Annotated in this window: 14 protein-coding genes; 4 read left to right on the top strand and 10 right to left on the bottom strand. The window is 71.2% G+C overall.

What is annotated here, in order from left to right; genetic code table 11:
• Nucleotides 1-88 precede the first annotated feature (88 nt).
• The 3 genes from SGLAU_RS24435 to thyX form a co-directional block, all read right to left on the bottom strand.
• The gene (locus SGLAU_RS24435) at nucleotides 89-1,774 is read right to left on the bottom strand and encodes a ribonuclease J (RefSeq protein WP_043504569.1); all 1,686 of its coding nucleotides are present in this window, start codon (nucleotides 1,772-1,774) and stop codon (nucleotides 89-91) included.
• Between the two features lie 160 nt (nucleotides 1,775-1,934).
• Nucleotides 1,935-2,834: a 4-hydroxy-tetrahydrodipicolinate synthase gene (gene dapA, locus SGLAU_RS24430; protein ID WP_043504565.1), complete on the bottom strand. Its 900-nt coding sequence runs from the start codon at nucleotides 2,832-2,834 to the stop codon at nucleotides 1,935-1,937.
• Between the two features lie 210 nt (nucleotides 2,835-3,044).
• On the bottom strand, nucleotides 3,045-3,785 hold the full coding sequence (gene thyX / locus SGLAU_RS24425; protein WP_052413871.1) for an FAD-dependent thymidylate synthase: 741 nt from the start codon (nucleotides 3,783-3,785) through the stop codon (nucleotides 3,045-3,047).
• 153 nt (nucleotides 3,786-3,938) lie between these two features.
• On the opposite strand from thyX, the gene SGLAU_RS24420 reads away from it, so the two are divergent.
• On the top strand, nucleotides 3,939-4,178 hold the full coding sequence (locus SGLAU_RS24420) for a hypothetical protein (protein ID WP_043504564.1): 240 nt from the start codon (nucleotides 3,939-3,941) through the stop codon (nucleotides 4,176-4,178).
• A gap of 99 nt (nucleotides 4,179-4,277) precedes the next feature.
• Nucleotides 4,278-4,829, top strand: a complete 552-nt coding sequence (locus SGLAU_RS24415) for a hypothetical protein (RefSeq protein WP_043504563.1) — start codon at nucleotides 4,278-4,280, stop codon at nucleotides 4,827-4,829.
• 76 nt (nucleotides 4,830-4,905) lie between these two features.
• Here the strand turns inward: SGLAU_RS24415 and SGLAU_RS24410 are convergent, their stop codons facing one another.
• The 5 genes from SGLAU_RS24410 to rpsO all read right to left on the bottom strand — a co-directional run bounded on the left by SGLAU_RS24410 (nucleotide 4,906) and on the right by rpsO (nucleotide 10,345).
• Nucleotides 4,906-5,358 (bottom strand): hypothetical protein, encoded by a 453-nt coding sequence (locus SGLAU_RS24410; protein WP_043504561.1) that lies wholly within the window; start codon nucleotides 5,356-5,358, stop codon nucleotides 4,906-4,908.
• A gap of 8 nt (nucleotides 5,359-5,366) precedes the next feature.
• The gene (gene dapB, locus SGLAU_RS24405) at nucleotides 5,367-6,119 is read right to left on the bottom strand and encodes a 4-hydroxy-tetrahydrodipicolinate reductase (protein WP_043504558.1); all 753 of its coding nucleotides are present in this window, start codon (nucleotides 6,117-6,119) and stop codon (nucleotides 5,367-5,369) included.
• A 25-nt stretch (nucleotides 6,120-6,144) separates the two neighbouring features.
• On the bottom strand, nucleotides 6,145-7,524 hold the full coding sequence (locus SGLAU_RS24400) for a M16 family metallopeptidase (protein WP_043504557.1): 1,380 nt from the start codon (nucleotides 7,522-7,524) through the stop codon (nucleotides 6,145-6,147).
• Nucleotides 7,521-9,740, bottom strand: a complete 2,220-nt coding sequence (locus SGLAU_RS24395; protein ID WP_043504553.1) for a polyribonucleotide nucleotidyltransferase — start codon at nucleotides 9,738-9,740, stop codon at nucleotides 7,521-7,523. The genes SGLAU_RS24400 and SGLAU_RS24395 overlap by 4 nt, the downstream gene beginning before the upstream one ends.
• A 317-nt stretch (nucleotides 9,741-10,057) precedes the next feature.
• On the bottom strand, nucleotides 10,058-10,345 hold the full coding sequence (rpsO, locus tag SGLAU_RS24390; protein ID WP_043504552.1) for a 30S ribosomal protein S15: 288 nt from the start codon (nucleotides 10,343-10,345) through the stop codon (nucleotides 10,058-10,060).
• Between the two features lie 267 nt (nucleotides 10,346-10,612).
• Here rpsO and SGLAU_RS24385 point away from each other — a divergent pair, with 267 nt between their 5' ends.
• Nucleotides 10,613-10,888, top strand: coding sequence for a DUF397 domain-containing protein (locus SGLAU_RS24385; protein WP_043504551.1), 276 nt, complete (start codon nucleotides 10,613-10,615; stop codon nucleotides 10,886-10,888).
• A 135-nt stretch (nucleotides 10,889-11,023) separates the two neighbouring features.
• Here SGLAU_RS24385 and SGLAU_RS24380 read toward each other — a convergent pair whose 3' ends face one another.
• Nucleotides 11,024-12,514 (bottom strand): PQQ-binding-like beta-propeller repeat protein, encoded by a 1,491-nt coding sequence (locus SGLAU_RS24380; RefSeq protein ID WP_244315255.1) that lies wholly within the window; start codon nucleotides 12,512-12,514, stop codon nucleotides 11,024-11,026.
• 58 nt (nucleotides 12,515-12,572) lie between these two features.
• Nucleotides 12,573-14,081, bottom strand: a complete 1,509-nt coding sequence (gene eccD, locus SGLAU_RS24375; RefSeq protein WP_043506963.1) for a type VII secretion integral membrane protein EccD — start codon at nucleotides 14,079-14,081, stop codon at nucleotides 12,573-12,575.
• A gap of 340 nt (nucleotides 14,082-14,421) precedes the next feature.
• On the opposite strand from eccD, the gene SGLAU_RS24370 reads away from it, so the two are divergent.
• Complete coding sequence (locus SGLAU_RS24370) at nucleotides 14,422-18,393, top strand: type VII secretion protein EccC (protein ID WP_043504548.1); 3,972 nt, start codon at nucleotides 14,422-14,424, stop codon at nucleotides 18,391-18,393.
• The last annotated feature ends 75 nt before the right edge of the window (nucleotides 18,394-18,468 follow it).

Genomic DNA, 18,468 nt, shown 5'->3' with positions numbered 1-18,468 from the left:
AGGGACGTAAACGTACTGGAGCGGGGCGCCCCGATGCAAATCGAGGTGCCCCGCTCCCAGTTGGCGCGGACGGGAGGTCGTCCGGAGGTCAGACCTCCACGACCACGGGCAGGATCATCGGCCTGCGGCGGTAGGTGTCCGAGACCCACTTGCCCAGCGTCCGGCGGATGAGCTGCTGGAGCTGGTGGGGCTCGACCACGCCGTCCTGGGCCGAGCGCTCCAGGACCTCGGTGATCTTCGGCAGGACCGCGTCGAAGGCGGAGTCCTCGATGCCGGAGCCACGGGCCTGGACGTGCGGACCGCCGGTGATCTTTCCGGTGGAGGAGTCCACGACGACGAAGACCGAGATGATGCCTTCCTCGCCGAGGATCTTCCGGTCCTTCAGCGCCGGCTCGCCGACGTCGCCGACCGACAGTCCGTCGACGTAGACGTATCCCGCCTGGACCTTGCCGGAGATCTTGGCCTTGCCCTCGACGAGGTCGACGACGACGCCGTCCTCGGCGATGACGATGCGGTCGTGCGGGACACCCGTGAGGGCACCCAGTTCGGCGTTGGCGCGCAGGTGGCGCCATTCGCCGTGGACCGGCATCAGGTTCTTCGGGCGGCAGATGTTGTAGAAGTACAGCAGCTCGCCCGCGGAGGCGTGGCCGGAGACGTGCACCTTGGCGTTGCCCTTGTGGACGACGTGGGCGCCCCAGCGGGTCAGGCCGTTGATCACGCGGTAGACCGCGTTCTCGTTGCCCGGGATCAGGGAGGACGCCAGGATCACCGTGTCGCCGTGGACGATGCGGATCTGGTGGTCCCGGTTGGCCATGCGGGACAGGGCCGCCATCGGTTCGCCCTGGGAGCCCGTGCAGACCAGGACCACCTCGTGGTCCGGGAGGTCGTCGAGCGTGCGGACGTCCACGACCAGGCCCGGCGGGACGCGCAGGTAGCCGAGGTCACGGGCGATGCCCATGTTGCGGACCATGGAGCGGCCGACGAAGGCCACGCGGCGCCCGTACTCGTGGGCCGCGTCCAGGATCTGCTGGATGCGGTGGACGTGGCTGGCGAAGCTGGCGACGATGATCCGCTTGCGGGCGTTCGCGAAGACCTGGCGCAGGACGCCCGAGATGTCGCGCTCCGGCGGGACGAAGCCGGGGACCTCGGCGTTCGTGGAGTCGGAGAGGAGGAGGTCGATGCCTTCCTCGCTCAGCCGGGCGAACGCGTGCAGGTCGGTGAGGCGGTTGTCCAGCGGCAGCTGGTCCATCTTGAAGTCGCCGGTGTGCACGACCATGCCCGCGGGGGTGCGGATGGCGACCGCGAGGGCGTCCGGGATGGAGTGGTTGACCGCGACGAACTCGCAGTCGAAGGGGCCGAGGCGCTCGCGGTCCCCCTCCGCCACCTCCAGGGTGTAGGGGCGGATGCGGTGCTCCTGGAGCTTGGCCTCGATCAGGGCGAGGGTCAGCTTGGAGCCGATCAGCGGGATGTCCGGCTTCTCGCGCAGGAGGAACGGGACGCCGCCGATGTGGTCCTCGTGGCCGTGGGTGAGGACGATGCCCTCGATGTCGTCGAGGCGGTCCCGGATGGAGGAGAAGTCCGGCAGGATCAGGTCGATTCCGGGCTGCTCCTCCTCGGGGAAGAGCACTCCGCAGTCGACGATCAGCAGGCGGCCGTCGTACTCGAAGACCGTCATGTTGCGGCCGATCTCGCCGAGGCCGCCGAGCGGAGTGACGCGCAGGCCGCCCGCGGGCAGCGGCGGGGGCGGGCCGAGTTCAGGATGCGGATGGCTCAAAAGACTCTCCTCACACACACGCGCCACGTACCGGTGGGGCACGTGGCGCGCGTGACGTTCGTGCAGAAGCAGTTGTCGTTGTGGGTGCAGGCACCGGTGGCCTGCGTTATTCAGTTGTGGAGCTCGTTGCTGCGAAGCGGCGGCTTCGCGAAGTCTGTTGTCAGAGCTGTACCCCGCCGGCAGCAAGATCGATCTTGAGTTGCTCGATCTCCTGGGCGGTGAGTTCGACCATGGGCGGGCGCAGCGGTCCGCCGGGCAGTCCCTGGAGGGCGAGCGCGGCCTTGGTGGTCATGACGCCCTGGGTGCGGAACATGCCGGTGTAGACCGGGAGCAGCTTCTGGTGGATCTCGGTGGCCTTCTGGACGTCGCCGGAGAAGAAGGCCTCGACGAGGGCCCGCAGGTCCGGGGTGACCACGTGGCCGACGACGGAGACGAAGCCGACCGCGCCCACGGAGAGCAGCGGCAGGTTGAGCATGTCGTCGCCGGAGTACCAGGCGAGGCCGGACTGGGCGATCGCCCAGCCGGCGCGGCCGAGGTCGCCCTTGGCGTCCTTGTTGGCGACGATCCGCGGGTGCTCGGCGAGGCGGACCAGCGTCTCGGTGTTGATCGGGACGCCGCTGCGGCCGGGGATGTCGTAGAGCATGACCGGCAGCCCGGTGGCGTCGGCGACCGCCTTGAAGTGCCGGTAGAGGCCTTCCTGCGGGGGCTTGTTGTAGTAGGGCGTGACGACGAGCAGGCCGTGCGCGCCGGTCTTCTCGGCGGCGCGGGCCAGTTCGATGCTGTGGCGGGTGTCGTTGGTGCCGACCCCGGCCACGATGTGGGCGCGGTCGCCGACCGCCTCCAGTACGGCTCGTACGAGGTCCGATTTCTCCGCGTCGCTGGTGGTCGGGGACTCGCCGGTGGTGCCGTTGATGATCAGGCCGTCGTTGCCTGCGTCCACCAGGTGCGAGGCGAGCCGCTGCGCGCCGTCGAGGTCGAGTGCGCCGTCCGCCGTGAAGGGCGTGACCATGGCGGTGAGGACCCGCCCGAAGGGGGTCTGCGGAGTGGAGGTCGGAGCCATGGGTTACACGCTACTCGTTGCTCAAGGCGCGGTCTGCCCTCGGGGGGAGGGGTACGTCAGGACAAAGGGGGATCCCGGCACTGCCTGCTCGGGGGTTCAAGCAGTGCCGGGTCCGTTTGATCAGGCTAGATGAACTTCACCAAATGCCGCAATACGGACACTTCACGCGGCTGACCGCACATCTGTGCCCGCCCATGGGGAACGGGTGCGCTACGGCGCCACACGTCCGTTCGCATTGAAGGCGGCGTAGGTGAGCGGCATGAGCCGGGCCCACTCCGCCTCCATCTTCTCGCCGACCATCTCGATCTCCCGCTGCGGGAAGGACGGCACCTTCGCCAGCTCGTGCTGGGTGCGCAGACCGAGGAAGTGCATCAGCGAGCGTGCGTTGCAGGTGGCGTACATCGAGGAGAACAGGCCGACGGGGAGGACCGAGCGGGCGACCTCGCGGGCCACGCCCTCGGCGAGGAGCTTCTGGTAGGCGGCGTAGGCCTGCTGGTAGGACTCGTCGAGCACCCGGTGGACCGTGTCGTACTGCGCCGGCGTCCCCTCGACGAACGTGTACTTGCCCGGGCGGCCCTCCTGGACCAGCTTCCGGGAGGCGTCGGGCACGTAGAAGACCGGCTCCAGCTCGCGGTAGCGTCCCGATTCCTCGTTGTACGACCAGCCGACGCGGTGCCGCATGAACTCGCGGAAGACGAAGATCGGGGCGCTGATCAGGAAGGTCATCGAGTTGTGCTCGAAGGGGCTGCCGTGCCGGTCCCTCATCAGGTAGTTGATCAGTCCCTTGGAGCGCTCGGGGTCCTTCTGGAGCTCGGCGAGGGACTGCTCGCCGAGGGTCGAGACACGAGCGGCGAACAGGACGTCCGAGTCGGACGCGCTGGACTTCACCAGCTCGACCGTGACGTCACTGCGCAGGGTGATGTCGGAGTGGGGGGCGTCGGCGGGGGTCAAGAGGATCCTTCCGTCACGGCTGGGGTGCGGCGTCCACTTTACTCAGTGCCATACGGGAAGTTTTTCCCGGTAATCGGGCACCTCTCCGGGTACTCACGCGTCTGTGTCGGTGACAACCATCGACCCGATCCCCGGAGAGGAGCGAGTGCCCCCATGTTCCGTCGGCGCGAGCCCGTGCCCTTCGCCTTCGTCGCCGAAGCCGACAGGTTCCGCAGCAACGTCACTCCCCCGCCCCCTGAGCGGGCGTCCCTCGGTGAGCTGGCCGGGCGCACGCTGCTCGGCCTGACCATCGTCGCCGCGCTGGTGGGCTCCCTGGTGGTGGGGACGCCGGCACTGGAGCTCGACCAGGCGTCCACTCCGGCCCAGCAGTCCCAGGCGTCCGACGGGCGCTGAGCCCGGCCGACCCGGACGGCCCCCCGAGGGTGGTGGGCCGGCATCCGGATCGATAGCCTCACGGGCACAGCCCGCGCCTGGATCGAGTGAGGACCCGACGTGCCCCTGCCCTTTCTGACGGCCGACCGAGCCTTCGACGCGGCGGAGGACGTCGCCCTGCCGTTCGACGACCGAGACCGCTGGCGGCGCCCCTACCGGCCCGGTCCCTGGCGGGTGGGCGTGGCGGCGATCTGGCTGCTGCTCGCCTCGTACGTGCTGTTCGCGGCGGTCGTCATCGCGCTGACCGGCACCCCCGCCGAGGGCGGGGCGGTCTTCGGCATCGCGCTGGTGATGATCGCCGTCGCCCTGCGGATGCTGCGCATGGGCGTCTGGGTGAGCACGCGGGGGCTGCGCCGGGCGGGCTTCTTCCGCACCCGCACGATGTCCTGGGACCGGGTGGCCGTGCGGACGGTGCAGCAGCCGGTGCGCTGGCTGGGGCTGCCGCGCACGGTGCAGGGACAGGCGCTGGCCCTCGTCCGCGACGGCCGGCCGGGCGGCGATCTGCCGCCGCTGCTGACCACGCACAACGCCGACTTCCTGGGCCGGGTCGAGGCTTTCGACCGGGCGGCGGACGCGGTGGAGGCGTGGGCGGCGGAGTACGGGCGCGGCTGAGCCCGCAGAACACGGCGGAGGGGCCGGACCGCGGTGTGCGGTCCGGCCCCTCCGCCGTGTGCGCGCTGGGTGCGGCTCAGACCTCGGCGGCCTTGCCGTCGTGCAGGGCGATGGCGCGCTGCATCGCCTTGCGGGCGCGCGGGGTGTCGCGGGCGTCGTGGTAGGCGACGGCGAGGCGGAACCAGGTGCGCCAGTCGTCCGGTGCCGCCTCGGTCTCGGCCCGGCGACGGGCGAACACCTCGTCGGCCGAGTCGCGGTCGATCCGGCCGCTGGGCAGGCGCTTCAGTTCATCGACGGGGAGTCCGCCCTCGGCGTCGAGTTCGGCGGCGAGGGCGTTGGCCTTGCGGACGAACTGCGTGTTCTTCCACAGGAACCACACCCCGATGACCGGCAGGACCAGCACCGCGACGCCGAAGGTCACGGTGAGCGGCGTGCCGGTCTGGATGAGCAGGACGCCGCGGCTGCCGACCAGGAGGAAGTAGAACACCAGGACGGCGGCCGTGACGGCGTAGGACAGCTTGGCTCGCATGGTGCCGGTCAGCCCAGGTCCAGGAAGTGTTCCAGGCCGAAGGTGAGGCCAGGGGTGGTCACCACACGGCGGGCGCCCAGCAGGATGCCGGGCATGAAGCTGCTGTGGTGCAGCGAGTCGTGCCGGACGGTGAGGGTCTCGCCCTCGCCGCCCAGCAGCACCTCCTGGTGGGCCAGGAGCCCGCGCAGGCGGACCGCGTGGACGGGCACGCCGTCGACGTTCGCGCCGCGCGCGCCGTCCAGGGCGGTCGCCGTGGCGTCCGGGGCCGGCGCGGTACCGGCGGCGCGGCGGGCCTCGGCGATGAGCTGGGCGGTGCGGGTGGCGGTGCCGCTGGGGGCGTCGACCTTGTTCGGGTGATGCAGTTCGACGACCTCGACCGACTCGAAGTACGGCGCGGCGATCTGCGCGAACTTCATCGTCAAAACCGCTCCGATGGAGAAGTTCGGGGCGATCAGGACGCCCGTCCGCGGGGAGTCGGCCAGCCAGCCGTTCAGCTGCGCGAGACGGTCCTCGGTCCAGCCCGTCGTACCGACGACGGCGTGGATGCCGTGACGCACGCAGAAGTCGAGGTTGGCCATCACCGAGTCGGGCGTGGTCAGCTCGACGGCGACCTGGGCGCCTGCCGTGGTCAGCGTCTCCAGGGTGTCGCCCCGGCCGAGGGCGGCGACCAGCTCCATGTCCTCGGCGGCCTCGACCGCCCGGACCGCCTCGGATCCGATCCGGCCCTTGGCACCGAGGACCGCCACGCGCAGCTTGCTCATCTTGTTGCTTCCTAACGGGAGGTGACTAGGCCACGGCGTCGTGCAGCCGCGCGGCCTGCTTGTCCTTCAGCGGGCCGATGACCGACAGCGAGGGCCGCCGGCCCAGGATGTCGCGGGCGACCTCGCGGACGTCGTCCGGGGTGACCGAGGCTATCCGGGCCAGCATGTCGTCGACGGACATCTGCTCGCCCCAGCACAGCTCGCTCTTGCCGATACGGTTCATCAGCGCGCCGGTGTCCTCCAGGCCGAGGACGGTGGAGCCGCGCAGCTGGCCGATGGCGCGGTCGATCTCCTCGTCGGACAGGCCGTGCTCGGCGACGTGGTCCAGCTCGTCGCGGCAGATCTTCAGCACGTCGTGCACCTGCGACGGGCGGCAGCCCGCGTACACGCCGAACAGGCCGCAGTCGGCGAACCCCGAGGTGTACGAGTACACGCTGTAGGCGAGGCCGCGCTTCTCGCGGACCTCCTGGAAGAGCCGGGAGGACATGCCTCCGCCGAGGGCGGTGTTCAGCACGCCCAGGGCCCAGCGGCGGTCGTCCGTGCGGGCCAGGCCGGGCATGCCGAGCACGATGTGCGCCTGCTCGGTCTTGCGGCCGAGCAGTTCGACGCGGCCGGCGGTGCGCACGGTGCGCCGCCCGGTGCGCGGGCCGGCCGGGCGGGCGTCCGGGTCCTTGAGGGCGCCGGCCTTCTCGAAGGCGGCGCGGACCTGGCGTACGACCTTGTTGTGGTCGATGTTGCCGGCGCAGGCGACCACCAGGTGCGTCGGGTCGTAGTGCTTCTTGTAGAAGCGGCGGATGCGGTCGGCGCCGAGGGCGTTGACCGTGTCGACGGTGCCGAGGACCGGGCGGCCGAGGGGGTTGTCGCCGAACATGGTGTGCGCGAACAGGTCGTGCACGCAGTCGCCCGGGTCGTCCTCGGTCATGGCGATCTCTTCGAGGATGGCCCCGCGCTCGACGTCGACGTCCTCCTCGCGGATCACGGAGTCCGTGAGCATGTCGCAGACGACGTCGATGGCGAGCGGCAGGTCGGTGTCGAGCACGCGCGCGTAGTAGCACGTGTACTCCTTGGCCGTGAACGCGTTCATCTCGCCGCCGACGGCGTCGACGGCGGAGGAGATGTCCAGGGCGGACCTGCGGTGCGTGCCCTTGAAGAGCAGGTGCTCCAGGTAGTGCGTGGCTCCGTTCAGCGCGGGGGTCTCGTCGCGGGAGCCGACGTGCGCCCAGATGCCGAAGGTCGCGGAGCGGACCGAGGGCAGGGTCTCGGTGACGATGCGCAAGCCGCCCGGGAGGACGGTCTTGCGGACGGTGCCGATGCCGTTGCTGCCCTTGATCAGGGTTTGGGTACGGGCGACGGCCCGCGCCTCCGAAGAGGTGCGGGCCGTCGCCTTGGAGCTACGGGACGTCACTGGTCGGCGTCGTCCTTCTCGGCCTCGGAGCCTTCCTCGCCCTCGATCACGGGGACGAGGGAGAGCTTGCCGCGGGAGTCGATCTCGGCGATCTCGACCTGGACCTTCTGGCCCACGCCGAGAACGTCCTCGACGTTCTCCACGCGCTTGCCGCCGGCCAGCTTGCGGATCTGCGAGATGTGCAGCAGACCGTCCTTGCCGGGCAGCAGGGAGACGAACGCGCCGAAGGTGGTCGTCTTCACGACCGTGCCCAGGTAGCGCTCGCCGACCTCGGGCATCGTCGGGTTGGCGATGCCGTTGATCGTGGCGCGGGCGGCCTCGGCGGACGGGCCGTCGGCGGCACCGATGTAGATGGTGCCGTCGTCCTCGATGGTGATCTCGGCGCCCGTGTCCTCCTGGATCTGGTTGATCATCTTGCCCTTGGGGCCGATGACCTCACCGATCTTGTCGACCGGGATCTTCACGGTGATGATCCGCGGCGCGTTCGGGGACATCTCGTCGGGCCGGTCGATGGCCTCCATCATCACGTCGAGGATGTGGAGACGCGCGTCGCGGGCCTGCTTGAGGGCGGCGGCCAGGACGGAGGCCGGGATGCCGTCCAGCTTGGTGTCGAGCTGGAGGGCGGTCACGAACTCCTTGGTGCCGGCGACCTTGAAGTCCATGTCGCCGAAGGCGTCCTCCGCACCGAGGATGTCGGTGAGGGTGACGTAGTGGGTCTCGCCCTCGATCTCCTGGGAGATCAGGCCCATGGCGATACCGGCGACCGGGGCCTTCAGCGGCACACCGGCGTTCAGCAGCGACATGGTGGAGGCACAGACGGAACCCATGGAGGTCGAGCCGTTCGAGCTGAGCGCCTCGGAGACCTGGCGGATCGCGTAGGGGAACTCCTCGCGGGTCGGCAGGACCGGGATCAGGGCGCGCTCGGCGAGGGCGCCGTGGCCGATCTCGCGGCGCTTCGGGGAGCCGACGCGGCCGGTCTCGCCCGTGGAGTAGGGCGGGAAGTTGTAGTTGTGCATGTAGCGCTTGCGGGTCACCGGGGAGAGGGTGTCCAGCTGCTGCTCCATGCGCAGCATGTTCAGGGTGGTGACGCCCAGGATCTGGGTCTCGCCACGCTCGAACACGGCGGAGCCGTGGACCCGCGGGATGGCCTCGACCTCGGCGGCCAGGGTGCGGATGTCCGTCAGGCCGCGGCCGTCGATCCGCTTCTTCTCCTTGATCACGCGCTCGCGGACCAGCTGCTTGGTGAGCGAGCGGTACGCGGCGGAGATCTCCTTCTCGCGGCCCTCGAACTCCGGCAGGAGCTTCTCGGCGGCGAGCGCCTTGACGCGGTCCAGCTCGGACTCGCGCTCCTGCTTGCCGGCGATGGTGAGCGCCTGGGCCAGCTCGGGCTTGACGGCGGCGCTCAGCGCCTCGAAGACGTCGTCCTGGTAGTCCAGGAAGATCGGGAACTCGGCGGTCGGCTTGGCGGCCTTGGCCGCGAGGTCCGACTGGGCCTTGCAGAGCACCTTGATGAACGGCTTGGCGGACTCCAGGCCCGCGGCGACGACCTCCTCGGTCGGCGCCTCGGCGCCGCCCTCGACCAGCTTGATGGTCTTCTCGGTGGCCTCGGCCTCGACCATCATGATCGCGACGTCGCCGTCCTCCAGGACGCGGCCCGCGACGACCATGTCGAAGACGGCGTCCTCGAGCTCGGTGTGCGTCGGGAAGGCGACCCACTGGCCGCGGATCAGCGCGACGCGGACGCCGCCGATCGGGCCGGAGAAGGGCAGGCCGGCCAGCTGGGTGGACGCGGAAGCGGCGTTGATCGCCACGACGTCGTACAGGTGGTCGGGGTTGAGCGCCATGATCGTGGCGACGACCTGGATCTCGTTGCGCAGGCCCTTCTTGAAGGACGGGCGCAGCGGGCGGTCGATGAGGCGGCAGGTGAGGATGGCGTCCTCGGAGGGCCGGCCCTCACGGCGGAAGAAGCTGCCGGGGATCTTGCCGGCGGCGTACATCCGCTCCTCGACGTCCACCGTCAGCGGGAAGAAGTCGAGCTGGTCCTTGGGCTGCTTGGAGGCGGTGGTGGCCGACAGCACCATGGTGTCGTCGTCCAGGTACGCCACGGCGGAACCGGCGGCCTGCTTGGCCAGGCGGCCCGTCTCGAAGCGGATGGTGCGGGTACCGAAAGAGCCGTTGTCGATGACGGCCTCGGCGTAGTGGGTCTCGTTCTCCACTAGCGATCTCTCCGTTTGCTTGTCGTCTTTCGTCCCTCGGCTGCCCGTGTGGCAGGGGGACATTCCGGAGATGCGCGCCGTGCTGTGCGGGCCGGTCTTCGATCGAAGCACCCGGGGCTCGCTTCCCCCCGGGGGCCACTACCGAGGACCGGCGGCGGCGTGGTGCGCGTCTCCTCGTTCTGGGTCGCACGTCGTTCCGTGCCGTGCGACGTGCGTTACATGCGTTGTGCTACCACACTACAAAGGTGTGGTGACAGTCCGCACGTACAGCAAAGGGAGCGGCCCCCTCACGTGGGAACCGCTCCCTGCACGCCGAGTTACTTGGCGCCCGCCGCACCGCGGCGGATGCCGAGGCGGTCGACCAGCGTACGGAAGCGCTGGATGTCCTTCTTGGCGAGGTACTGCAGCAGGCGGCGGCGCTGACCGACCAGGATCAGCAGGCCGCGCCGGGAGTGGTGGTCGTGCTTGTGGGTCTTCAGGTGCTCCGTCAGGTCGGAGATCCGACGGGAGAGCAGAGCGACCTGGACCTCGGGGGAGCCGGTGTCACCCTCCTTGGTACCGAACTCGGAGATGATCTGCTTCTTCACTGCGGCGTCGAGCGACACGCGTACTCCTCAATGTCTGTGAGTGGCCACCGAGTGCCCCCGGTCTGCTTCTCGGGGGATCTTCCGTGACTCGGAAGGCGGGGATCCGCTGGGCGCGGCCTCCAGAGCGGTGCTCCGGGGGCGCGTACACGAACGGCCGTCACTCAGGGTACCAGCCCGTGGACGGCACCCGTCCCGCGGTACCGGAACCGGCCCGGCGGCGGGGGTGCGGCCACTAGGGTGAGCCGTTGTACGTGGTCGGGCACGCGGGGAAGGGACCGGTGCGGCATGGCGGAGACGGAAGCGGAGATCAAGGCGCGCAAGGAGCGGGAGCGGGACGAGCTGTACGCCCTGGACATCTCCGGGGTCGAGTGGCACGGCGCGCCGGGCACCGAGGAGCACGAGGAGCGCGTCGAGATCGCCTACCTGCCCGGCGGCGCCGTGGCCATGCGGTCCTCGCTCGACCCGGGCACCGTGCTGCGGTACACCGAGGCGGAGTGGCGGGCCTTCGTGCTGGGCGCGCGGGACGGCGAGTTCGATCTGGAGCCCGCGCCGGAGAAGTAGCGGCGCCACGCGCGCGTGGGGTACCTGCCGGGCCCCCGCGCGCGTGCGTCCCGCTGTCGTCCTCCGCGGCCGCGTCGCCTCGGCCGCGTGGCTGCTCGGGCTCCGCTCCGCGGCCGCCGCGCCGCTACGGCTGCCTCACCCCTGCGGCTGCTTCCGCCCGGCGCTCTCGATGCCGAGGGCCAGCCACACCCACGCCTTGCCGTCGGTCGCGTTCTCCGCCGCCTTGGCGCCGAAGAAGATCCGGCCGTTCTGGACGACGGTGTCGGCGTAGGTCATGGAGAGCAGGTTCCAGCCCTCCGACGGCAGGTCGAAGTAGAAGTACGGGGTCTCCGCGCCGGTCTCCGGGTCCAGGCTGACCAGCGCCGTGGGCGAGATGTGGTCGCTGCTCTCGCGCAGCGCGAGGAGCTGGTCGCCGCTCATCCGCAGGGGGCGGAGCAGGGCGTTGGGCCCCGACTCGAACTTCTTGACCGAGTGGCCCGTGGCGAGGTCGAAACCGATGATCCAGTTCGCGTTGTGGACCAGGTCGCCCTGTTCCTTGCTGGTCAGGAAGACCTGCCCGGCGCCCACCACGACGGACGGGCACTCGTCGGCGGCGAGATAGGTGGTCTCGTCGCCGCACTCCGCCACGTACGCGCCGCTCTGCAGCGGAACGGTGGCGCGGTACGTGCCGCGCTCGTCGAGCGAGATGATCTCGGTGATGCCGACGTCGCCCGCCGAGGTGGCGAGGACGGCGGGCTCGGAGGAGACGATCCGGACGTCCTTGACGCCGGTGGCGGGCGCGTACGTCCACCGGGTGGCGCCGGTTGCCGGCTCGATGCCGCGTACCTGGAAGGTCGACACCTGGCTGCTCGGGGCGTCATCCCGCCAGCAGGAGTAGCGGACGACGAGGCCCTTGCCGCCGGCCGCGCCGCTGGCGTCGCAGTTCCCGGCCGGCTTCGTCCGCCAGCGCAGCTTGCCCCCGTCCATGTCGTACGCGTCCGTGCCGCCCCAGGTCACGACGACCGCGGCGCGGGTGAGCGTCACGCCCGGCGTCTCCTGGCCGCCGGCGTCGTCGGGGGTGCCGAAGCCGTTGCCCGAGACCGGGAACTTCGCCTGCCACACCAGCTTGCCGTCGTCGAGGTCGACGAAGGCCACGTGGTTGCAGAGGGACTCCTGGTCCGCGCCGTCCCGGAACAGGACGGCGGTCCGGTTCTCGACGGTGACGTGCCGGGTCCTGCCGCAGATCGGCCCGCCCAGCCGCAGCTTCCACGCCTCGTCGCCGGCCTGGGCGTCGGTGCCGATCCGCAGCCCGAGGAGGGTTCTGTTGACGCCCTTGGCGAGGATCTTGTCCGTGGCCCACATGCCCGGCATCTCGTACCTCTCGCCGGGGCCCATGTCGTCGGCGGAGAACCGTACGGCCATGACGCCCCGGAGGCTCGCCGGGCGCCGCTCGACCGTCTCGCGGACGTCGAGCCGGTGCTGGGCCGGTGCCGCCGCCGGCCTGGCGTCGTCCGGTGCCGTTCCCGGCCACCACAGCCAGGCACCGGCGGACAGCGCCAGCGCGACCACGGCGGCCACGGCGGCCAGCAGGGCCGCCCGGCGCCTCCTGCGCTGCCGGTCCGCCGTCACGGAGGACTGGGTGTACACGGACGGAGGCGGGCCGAAGCTCACGGTGTGGGGTCCCTTTCCCTGTGCCTCGGTGGTCTCAGTTGCCGGCCATCGACCGCGCGGACGCGTACACGTCGAACACGGCGAGTGCCAGCGGGACCAGCGTCAGCAGGACGAACGTCTCGGCGATCTCGGTGAAGCGGCCCCAGAAGGGCGTGACGCCGCTGCGCGGGGCGATCAGACCGATCGCGGTCAGCAGGGCGGCGGTCGCGGCGATCGCGGCGGCGAGCCAGACCGAGCGGATGTCCAGGCCGGTGGTGTCGCCCTGGAGGGCGTCGCGCAGGTACGCGTTCGGCGGGTTCAGGGCGAGGCCGAGGCCGAGGAAGACCAGCGCGGCGAGACCGGCGGCGAGCGTGGCGCCGACCTGCGCGGTGTAGCGGAACAGGTGGGCCCGCATCAGCATGGCGACGCCGGTGGCCAGGGCGAGGAGCTGCGCCCAGACGTTGTCGGAGAAGCCGAGGACGATCGACGCGCCGACCGTGACGAGCGCGCAGCCGCCGACGAGGCCGACCAGCAGTTCGTGGCCGCGGCGGACCTGGGCGGCGATGCGCTGCCGGTCGACGGGCTCCTGCGGGGCGGTCTCCTCGTCGGTGTAGCCGCGGCCGGGGCTGGGCGGCTCGAAGCCGATGGGCAGCCGTGCGAAACGCATGGACAGGCCGGGCAGGAAGGCGAGGGCGCAGACCGCGAGCGGCGCGCAGACGGCGGCCGTCTCGATGGGCTCCAGCCGCGTGAGGATCGCGAGGAAGGTGGTGAGCAGGCCGATCGCGGAGGCGAACACGAACGCCACGAACGGGCCGTCGCCGCTGGGCGACACCAGCGTGAGCACCAGGGCGGCGACGAGCACGGCCGCGCAGGCGAGCAGGAACTGGAGCCGCCCGATGCCCTGTCCCTCCGACAGCGGGAGCAGCCCGGAGCCCGCGACGGCGATGTTGGGCAGCGCGCCGAGGCCGAGGGCGACCGCGGAGCCGCGGTCGTCGTAGACCCGCGCGCGGACGCAGGCGAGGGTGACCAGGAGGGCGCCGGCGACGGCGGCCAGGACGCCCTGGAGGCTGTGCATGTCGTGGCGGAGCTGGGAGTTCCAGACCACGAAGGCGAGCAGCGCGGGCAGGATCCCGCCGGCGACCAGGCCCGCGGCGCGGGTGAGCGTGCCGCTCCACAGCGTGCGGTCCTCGGTGACCGCGGTGGCCACCGCCTCGGAGACGTCGTCGAAGACGGCGGGCGGCAGCGACTCGGCGAACGGACGCAGCGTCAGCAGTTCGCCGTCGAGGATGCGCTGGGCGGCGAAGGACCGGGAGCCGTCGAGGACGGTGCCGTCCCGGCGTACGAGGTGGTAGCCGACGGGGGCGCCCTCGGCGGAGGTCTGCCGGGACAGCCGCAGGATCTCCGGGTAGAGGTCGGCGACCGACACGTCGTCGGGCAGGGCCACGTCGATGCGGCTGTCGGGCGCCACGATGGTGACCCGGCAGAATCCGAAGCCGGTGCCCGCCCCGGAAGGGGCTCCGGTGCCCGCTCCGCCGGTCGCGCCGGTCGGCGCGGAGGCCGTCATGCTCACCTGCTGTTCCCCCTCGTCGGTGGTACGGCGGTCGTGGCGCCGAGCGCGCGACCGCCGGTAACGATCCTGTGTACGTTGTGCCGCACCGCCCGTGCCGCCGGTGATGCACCGCGTTGCCCGGGAGCAGCCGGTCCCCGTGCGGGCGGCACTCGCTTCGAACCGTGCGTATTGCCCGGTTCTGCGGGGCCCGATTCGCAACTGCTCACACGTCCCAACGGCACCCTACCGCCCACCGATGTCAGTGGTTGTCAGTAGGATCGCGCTTCGCGACCGACGTTCGCCGGACACGGGGCGGCGAGCGGAACGGTCGGTCCGGCAAGGGAATTGGTGCGAAGTGAGCCACATCGTCGTCAAGCGCCCACCGAGGGCTCTGCCGCGGGAAGTGCCCACGAACGAGGTCGTGTTGCAGCCGCCGCCGGAGCTTCCGCGCGGGGAGCGCGAAGGCGCCCTGATGCAGCTCCTGCCCATGCTCGGCATGGGTGGATCCGTGGTGTTCTTCTTCAACCCGCAGGCCCAGCCCTTCATGAAGATCATGGGCATGGTGATGATCGCGTCGACGATCGCCATGGGCGTCGCGATGCTGATCCGCCACCGGCGCGGCACCCAGGGGCAGATCGCCGACATCCGCCGCGACTACCTGCGTTACCTCTCCCAGACCCGGCGGGCGGCGCAGCAGACCGCCAAGGCCCAGCGCGACGCCCAGTACTACCTGCACCCTTCACCGGAGCAACTGTGGGCACTGGTCGCGGAGGGCAGCCGGGTGTGGGAGCGCCGCGCGGGCGACGAGGACTTCGGCCAGGTGCGCGTGGGCCTCGGCCCGCAGGCCCTGGCGACGCCGCTGGTCCCGCCGGAGAGCGCCCCGGTCGACCAGCTCGAGCCGCTGACCGCCGGCGCCATGCAGCGTTTCGTGGCCACCCACAGCACTCTCGAGGACCTGCCCATGGCGGTGTCGCTGCGGGCCTTCTACCACGTGTCGATCAGCGGCGAGCCGGTCACCGTGCGCGGCGCCGCCCGCGCGATCGCCGCCTCCCTCGCCTCGCTGCACTCCCCCGAGGACCTGGTCGTCGCCGTCGCCACCGGACGTGACGCGGCGCCCGAGTGGGAGTGGGCCAAGTGGCTGCCGCACGTGCAGGCCAGGGGCGAGGCCGACGGCGCCGGCAGCCGCCGCCTGATCACCACCGACCCGGCCGAGCTGGAGGACCTGCTGGGCACCCGGCTCCAGGGCCGCCCTCGCTTCCACCCGAGCGCCCCGCCGGTGCCCGAGCAGCCGCACCTGGTGATCGTCCTCGACGGTGTCTCCCTGCCGCCGACCTCGCTGCTCGCCAGCCCGGAGGGACTGCAGGGCGTCACCGTCCTCGAGGTGGTCCCCGGCGACCTCACCACCGGACGCGGTGACCTGTCCATCGTCGTGCAGCCGCGCGAACTGCGCCTGGAATCCGCGCACGGCATGGTCTACGAGGGCACCCCCGACGTGCTGTCCTACGAGGCCGCGGAGGCCCTGGCCCGCCAGCTGGCGCCGCTGCGCGTGGCGTCCGGCGGCGACGACGACGAACCGCTGCTCGCCAACCTGGAGTTCACCGACCTGCTGAACCTCGGCGACGCGGCGAACGTCGACCCGCGCCGCACCTGGCGGCCGCGCTCGCAGTCGGAGCGGCTGCGGGTGCCGATCGGTGTCGGTGAGGACGGCCGGCCGGTGATGCTCGACCTCAAGGAGGCGGCGCAGGAGGGCATGGGCCCGCACGGCCTGTGCGTCGGCGCGACCGGATCCGGCAAGTCGGAGCTGCTGCGCACCCTGGTCCTCGGTCTCGCGGTCACGCACTCCTCCGAGACGCTGAACTTCGTCCTCGCGGACTTCAAGGGCGGTGCGACGTTCGCGGGCATGTCCCAGATGCCGCACGTGGCCGCCGTCATCACCAACCTCGCCGACGACCTGACGCTCGTCGACCGCATGGGCGACTCCATCCGCGGTGAGCTGAACCGCCGCCAGGAGATGCTGCGCGACGCGGGCAACTACGCCAACATCCACGCCTACGAGAAGGCCCGCCAGGCCGGTGCCGCGCTGCAGCCGATCCCCTCGCTGGTCCTCGTCATCGACGAGTTCAGCGAACTGCTCACCGCCAAGCCGGACTTCATCGAGATGTTCGTGCAGATCGGCCGCATCGGCCGCTCGCTCGGTGTGCACCTGCTCCTCGCCTCGCAGCGCCTGGAGGAGGGACGCCTGCGCGGCCTGGAGACCTACCTGTCCTACCGGATCGGTCTGCGCACGTTCTCCGCGGCCGAATCGCGCGCCGCGATCGGCGTCCCGGACGCCTACGAGCTGCCGAACGTGCCCGGCTCCGGCTTCCTGAAGTACGGCACGGACGAGATGGTCCGCTTCAAGGCGGCGTACGTCTCCGGTGTGTACCGCTCCAGCTCCCAGCAGGCGGCGGCGTACGGCGGCCCGCTCCCCGTGGACCGCAGGCCCGTCCTCTTCACGGCCTCGCAGGTGCCCGTCCAGTACGCGGCGGTGCCGCAGCAGCGCCAGGAGGAGCCCGACCAGACCGACGACGCGCTCGCCGACACGGTGCTCGACGTCATCGTGCGGCGGCTGGAGGCCCAGGGCCCGGCCGCCCACCAGGTGTGGCTGCCCCCGCTGGACAGCCCGCCGTCGCTGGACTCCCTGCTGCCCGGACTGGCCGCGGTGCCCGGCCGCGGCCTCACCCAGCCCGGCTACGAGGGCGCGGGACGGCTCGTCATCCCCGTCGGCATCGTCGACAAGCCGTACGAGCAGCGGCGCGACCCGCTGTGGACCGACTTCGGCGGCGCGGCCGGCCACATGCAGATCCTCGGCGGCCCGCAGTCCGGCAAGTCGACCCTGCTGCGCTCGATCATCGCGTCGTTCGCGCTCACCCACACCCCGCAGGAAGTGCAGTTCTACGGGCTGGACTTCGGTGGCGGCGGACTGTCCTCCGTGGCGGGCCTGCCGCACGTCGGCGGCGTGGCCTCACGCCTCGACCCGGAGAAGGTACGGCGTACGGTCGCCGAGGTGTACGGCATCATGACCCGCCGCGAGGAGTACTTCCGTACCGCCGGCATCTCCTCCATCGCCGAGTTCCGCACCCGGCGCGCCCGCGGCGACATCTCCACCACCGACCAGCCGTGGGGCGACGTCTTCCTGGTCATCGACGGCTGGGGCAACTTCCGCACGGACTACGACGGTCTGGAGCCGGCCGTCCTCGACATCGCCGCGCGCGGCCTCGGCTACGGCATGCACGTCATCCTCACCGCGTCGCGCTCCATGGAGGTCCGCTCCAACCTCAAGGACCACCTGATGAACCGCCTGGAGCTGCGGCTCGGCGACCCCATGGACTCCGAGTTCGACCGCAAGGTCGCGGCCAACGTGCCGACCGGTGTCCCCGGCCGGGGCCAGACCCCGCAGCGGCAGCACTTCATGGCGGCGGTCCCGCGCATCGACGGCCTGTCCTCCGACACCGACCTGGCCGAGGCGACGCAGGCGCTCGCCGCCGAGGTCTCCCGGCACTGGCAGCAGCCCGGCGCCCCCGAGGTCCGGCTGCTCCCCCGCGAGTTCCCGGCGCAGCAGCTCCCGCCCGGGGACCGCTTCCCGAACCGGGGCATCGCCTTCGCGCTCGACGAGGACAACCTCGAGCCGGTGTTCGTGGACTTCGAGCAGGACCCGTTCTTCCTCGTCTTCGGCGAGAGCGAGTCCGGCAAGTCGAACCTGCTGAAGCTGCTCATCCAGCGCCTCACCGAGCGCTACGACGGCAACGAGGCGAAGCTCTTCGTGGTCGACAACCGGCGCTCCCTGCTCGGGGTGACCCCGACCTCGCACCTGGCCGAGTACATCCCCATGTCGAACCAGATGCAGCACCACATGGACGCGCTGGCCGACCTGATGCAGCGCCGCACGCCGACCGCCGACGTCACGCCCGAGCAGCTGCGCGACCGCAGCTGGTGGAACGGCCCCACGGTGTACATCGTCATCGACGACTACGACCTGGTGTCCACGTCCAGCGGCAACCCGCTGTCGGGCCTCACGGAACTCCTCCCGTTCGCCCGGGACGTCGGCGTCCGCTTCATCATCGCCCGCTCCACCGCGGGCGCGGGCCGGGCCGGCTACGAGCCCTTCATGCAGCGCATGAAGGAGCTCGGCGCCCAGGGCGTGGTCCTCGCCGGTGACCCGAACGAGGGCGACCTGCTGGGCGGGGTCCGGCCCCGTCCGATGCCCGCGGGGCGGGGCACCTTCGTGTCGCGCAAGCGGGGGAAGCCGCTGGTCCAGGTGGGATTGGTGCCGGACCGGTACCGGTGACGGCAGCCGCGGCGACGCCTCGGGCCCGCCTCCGCTTCGGCGGCGACGGGCCCGTTGTCGTGAGGGCGCGAGGAT

Origin of the sequence: Streptomyces glaucescens, assembly GCF_000761215.1 — a bacterium.
In the GTDB taxonomy this organism is placed as follows: domain Bacteria; phylum Actinomycetota; class Actinomycetes; order Streptomycetales; family Streptomycetaceae; genus Streptomyces; species Streptomyces glaucescens_B.
Note: the sequence above shows the minus strand (reverse complement) of the source record. Positions and strands in the feature narration are given on the sequence as shown.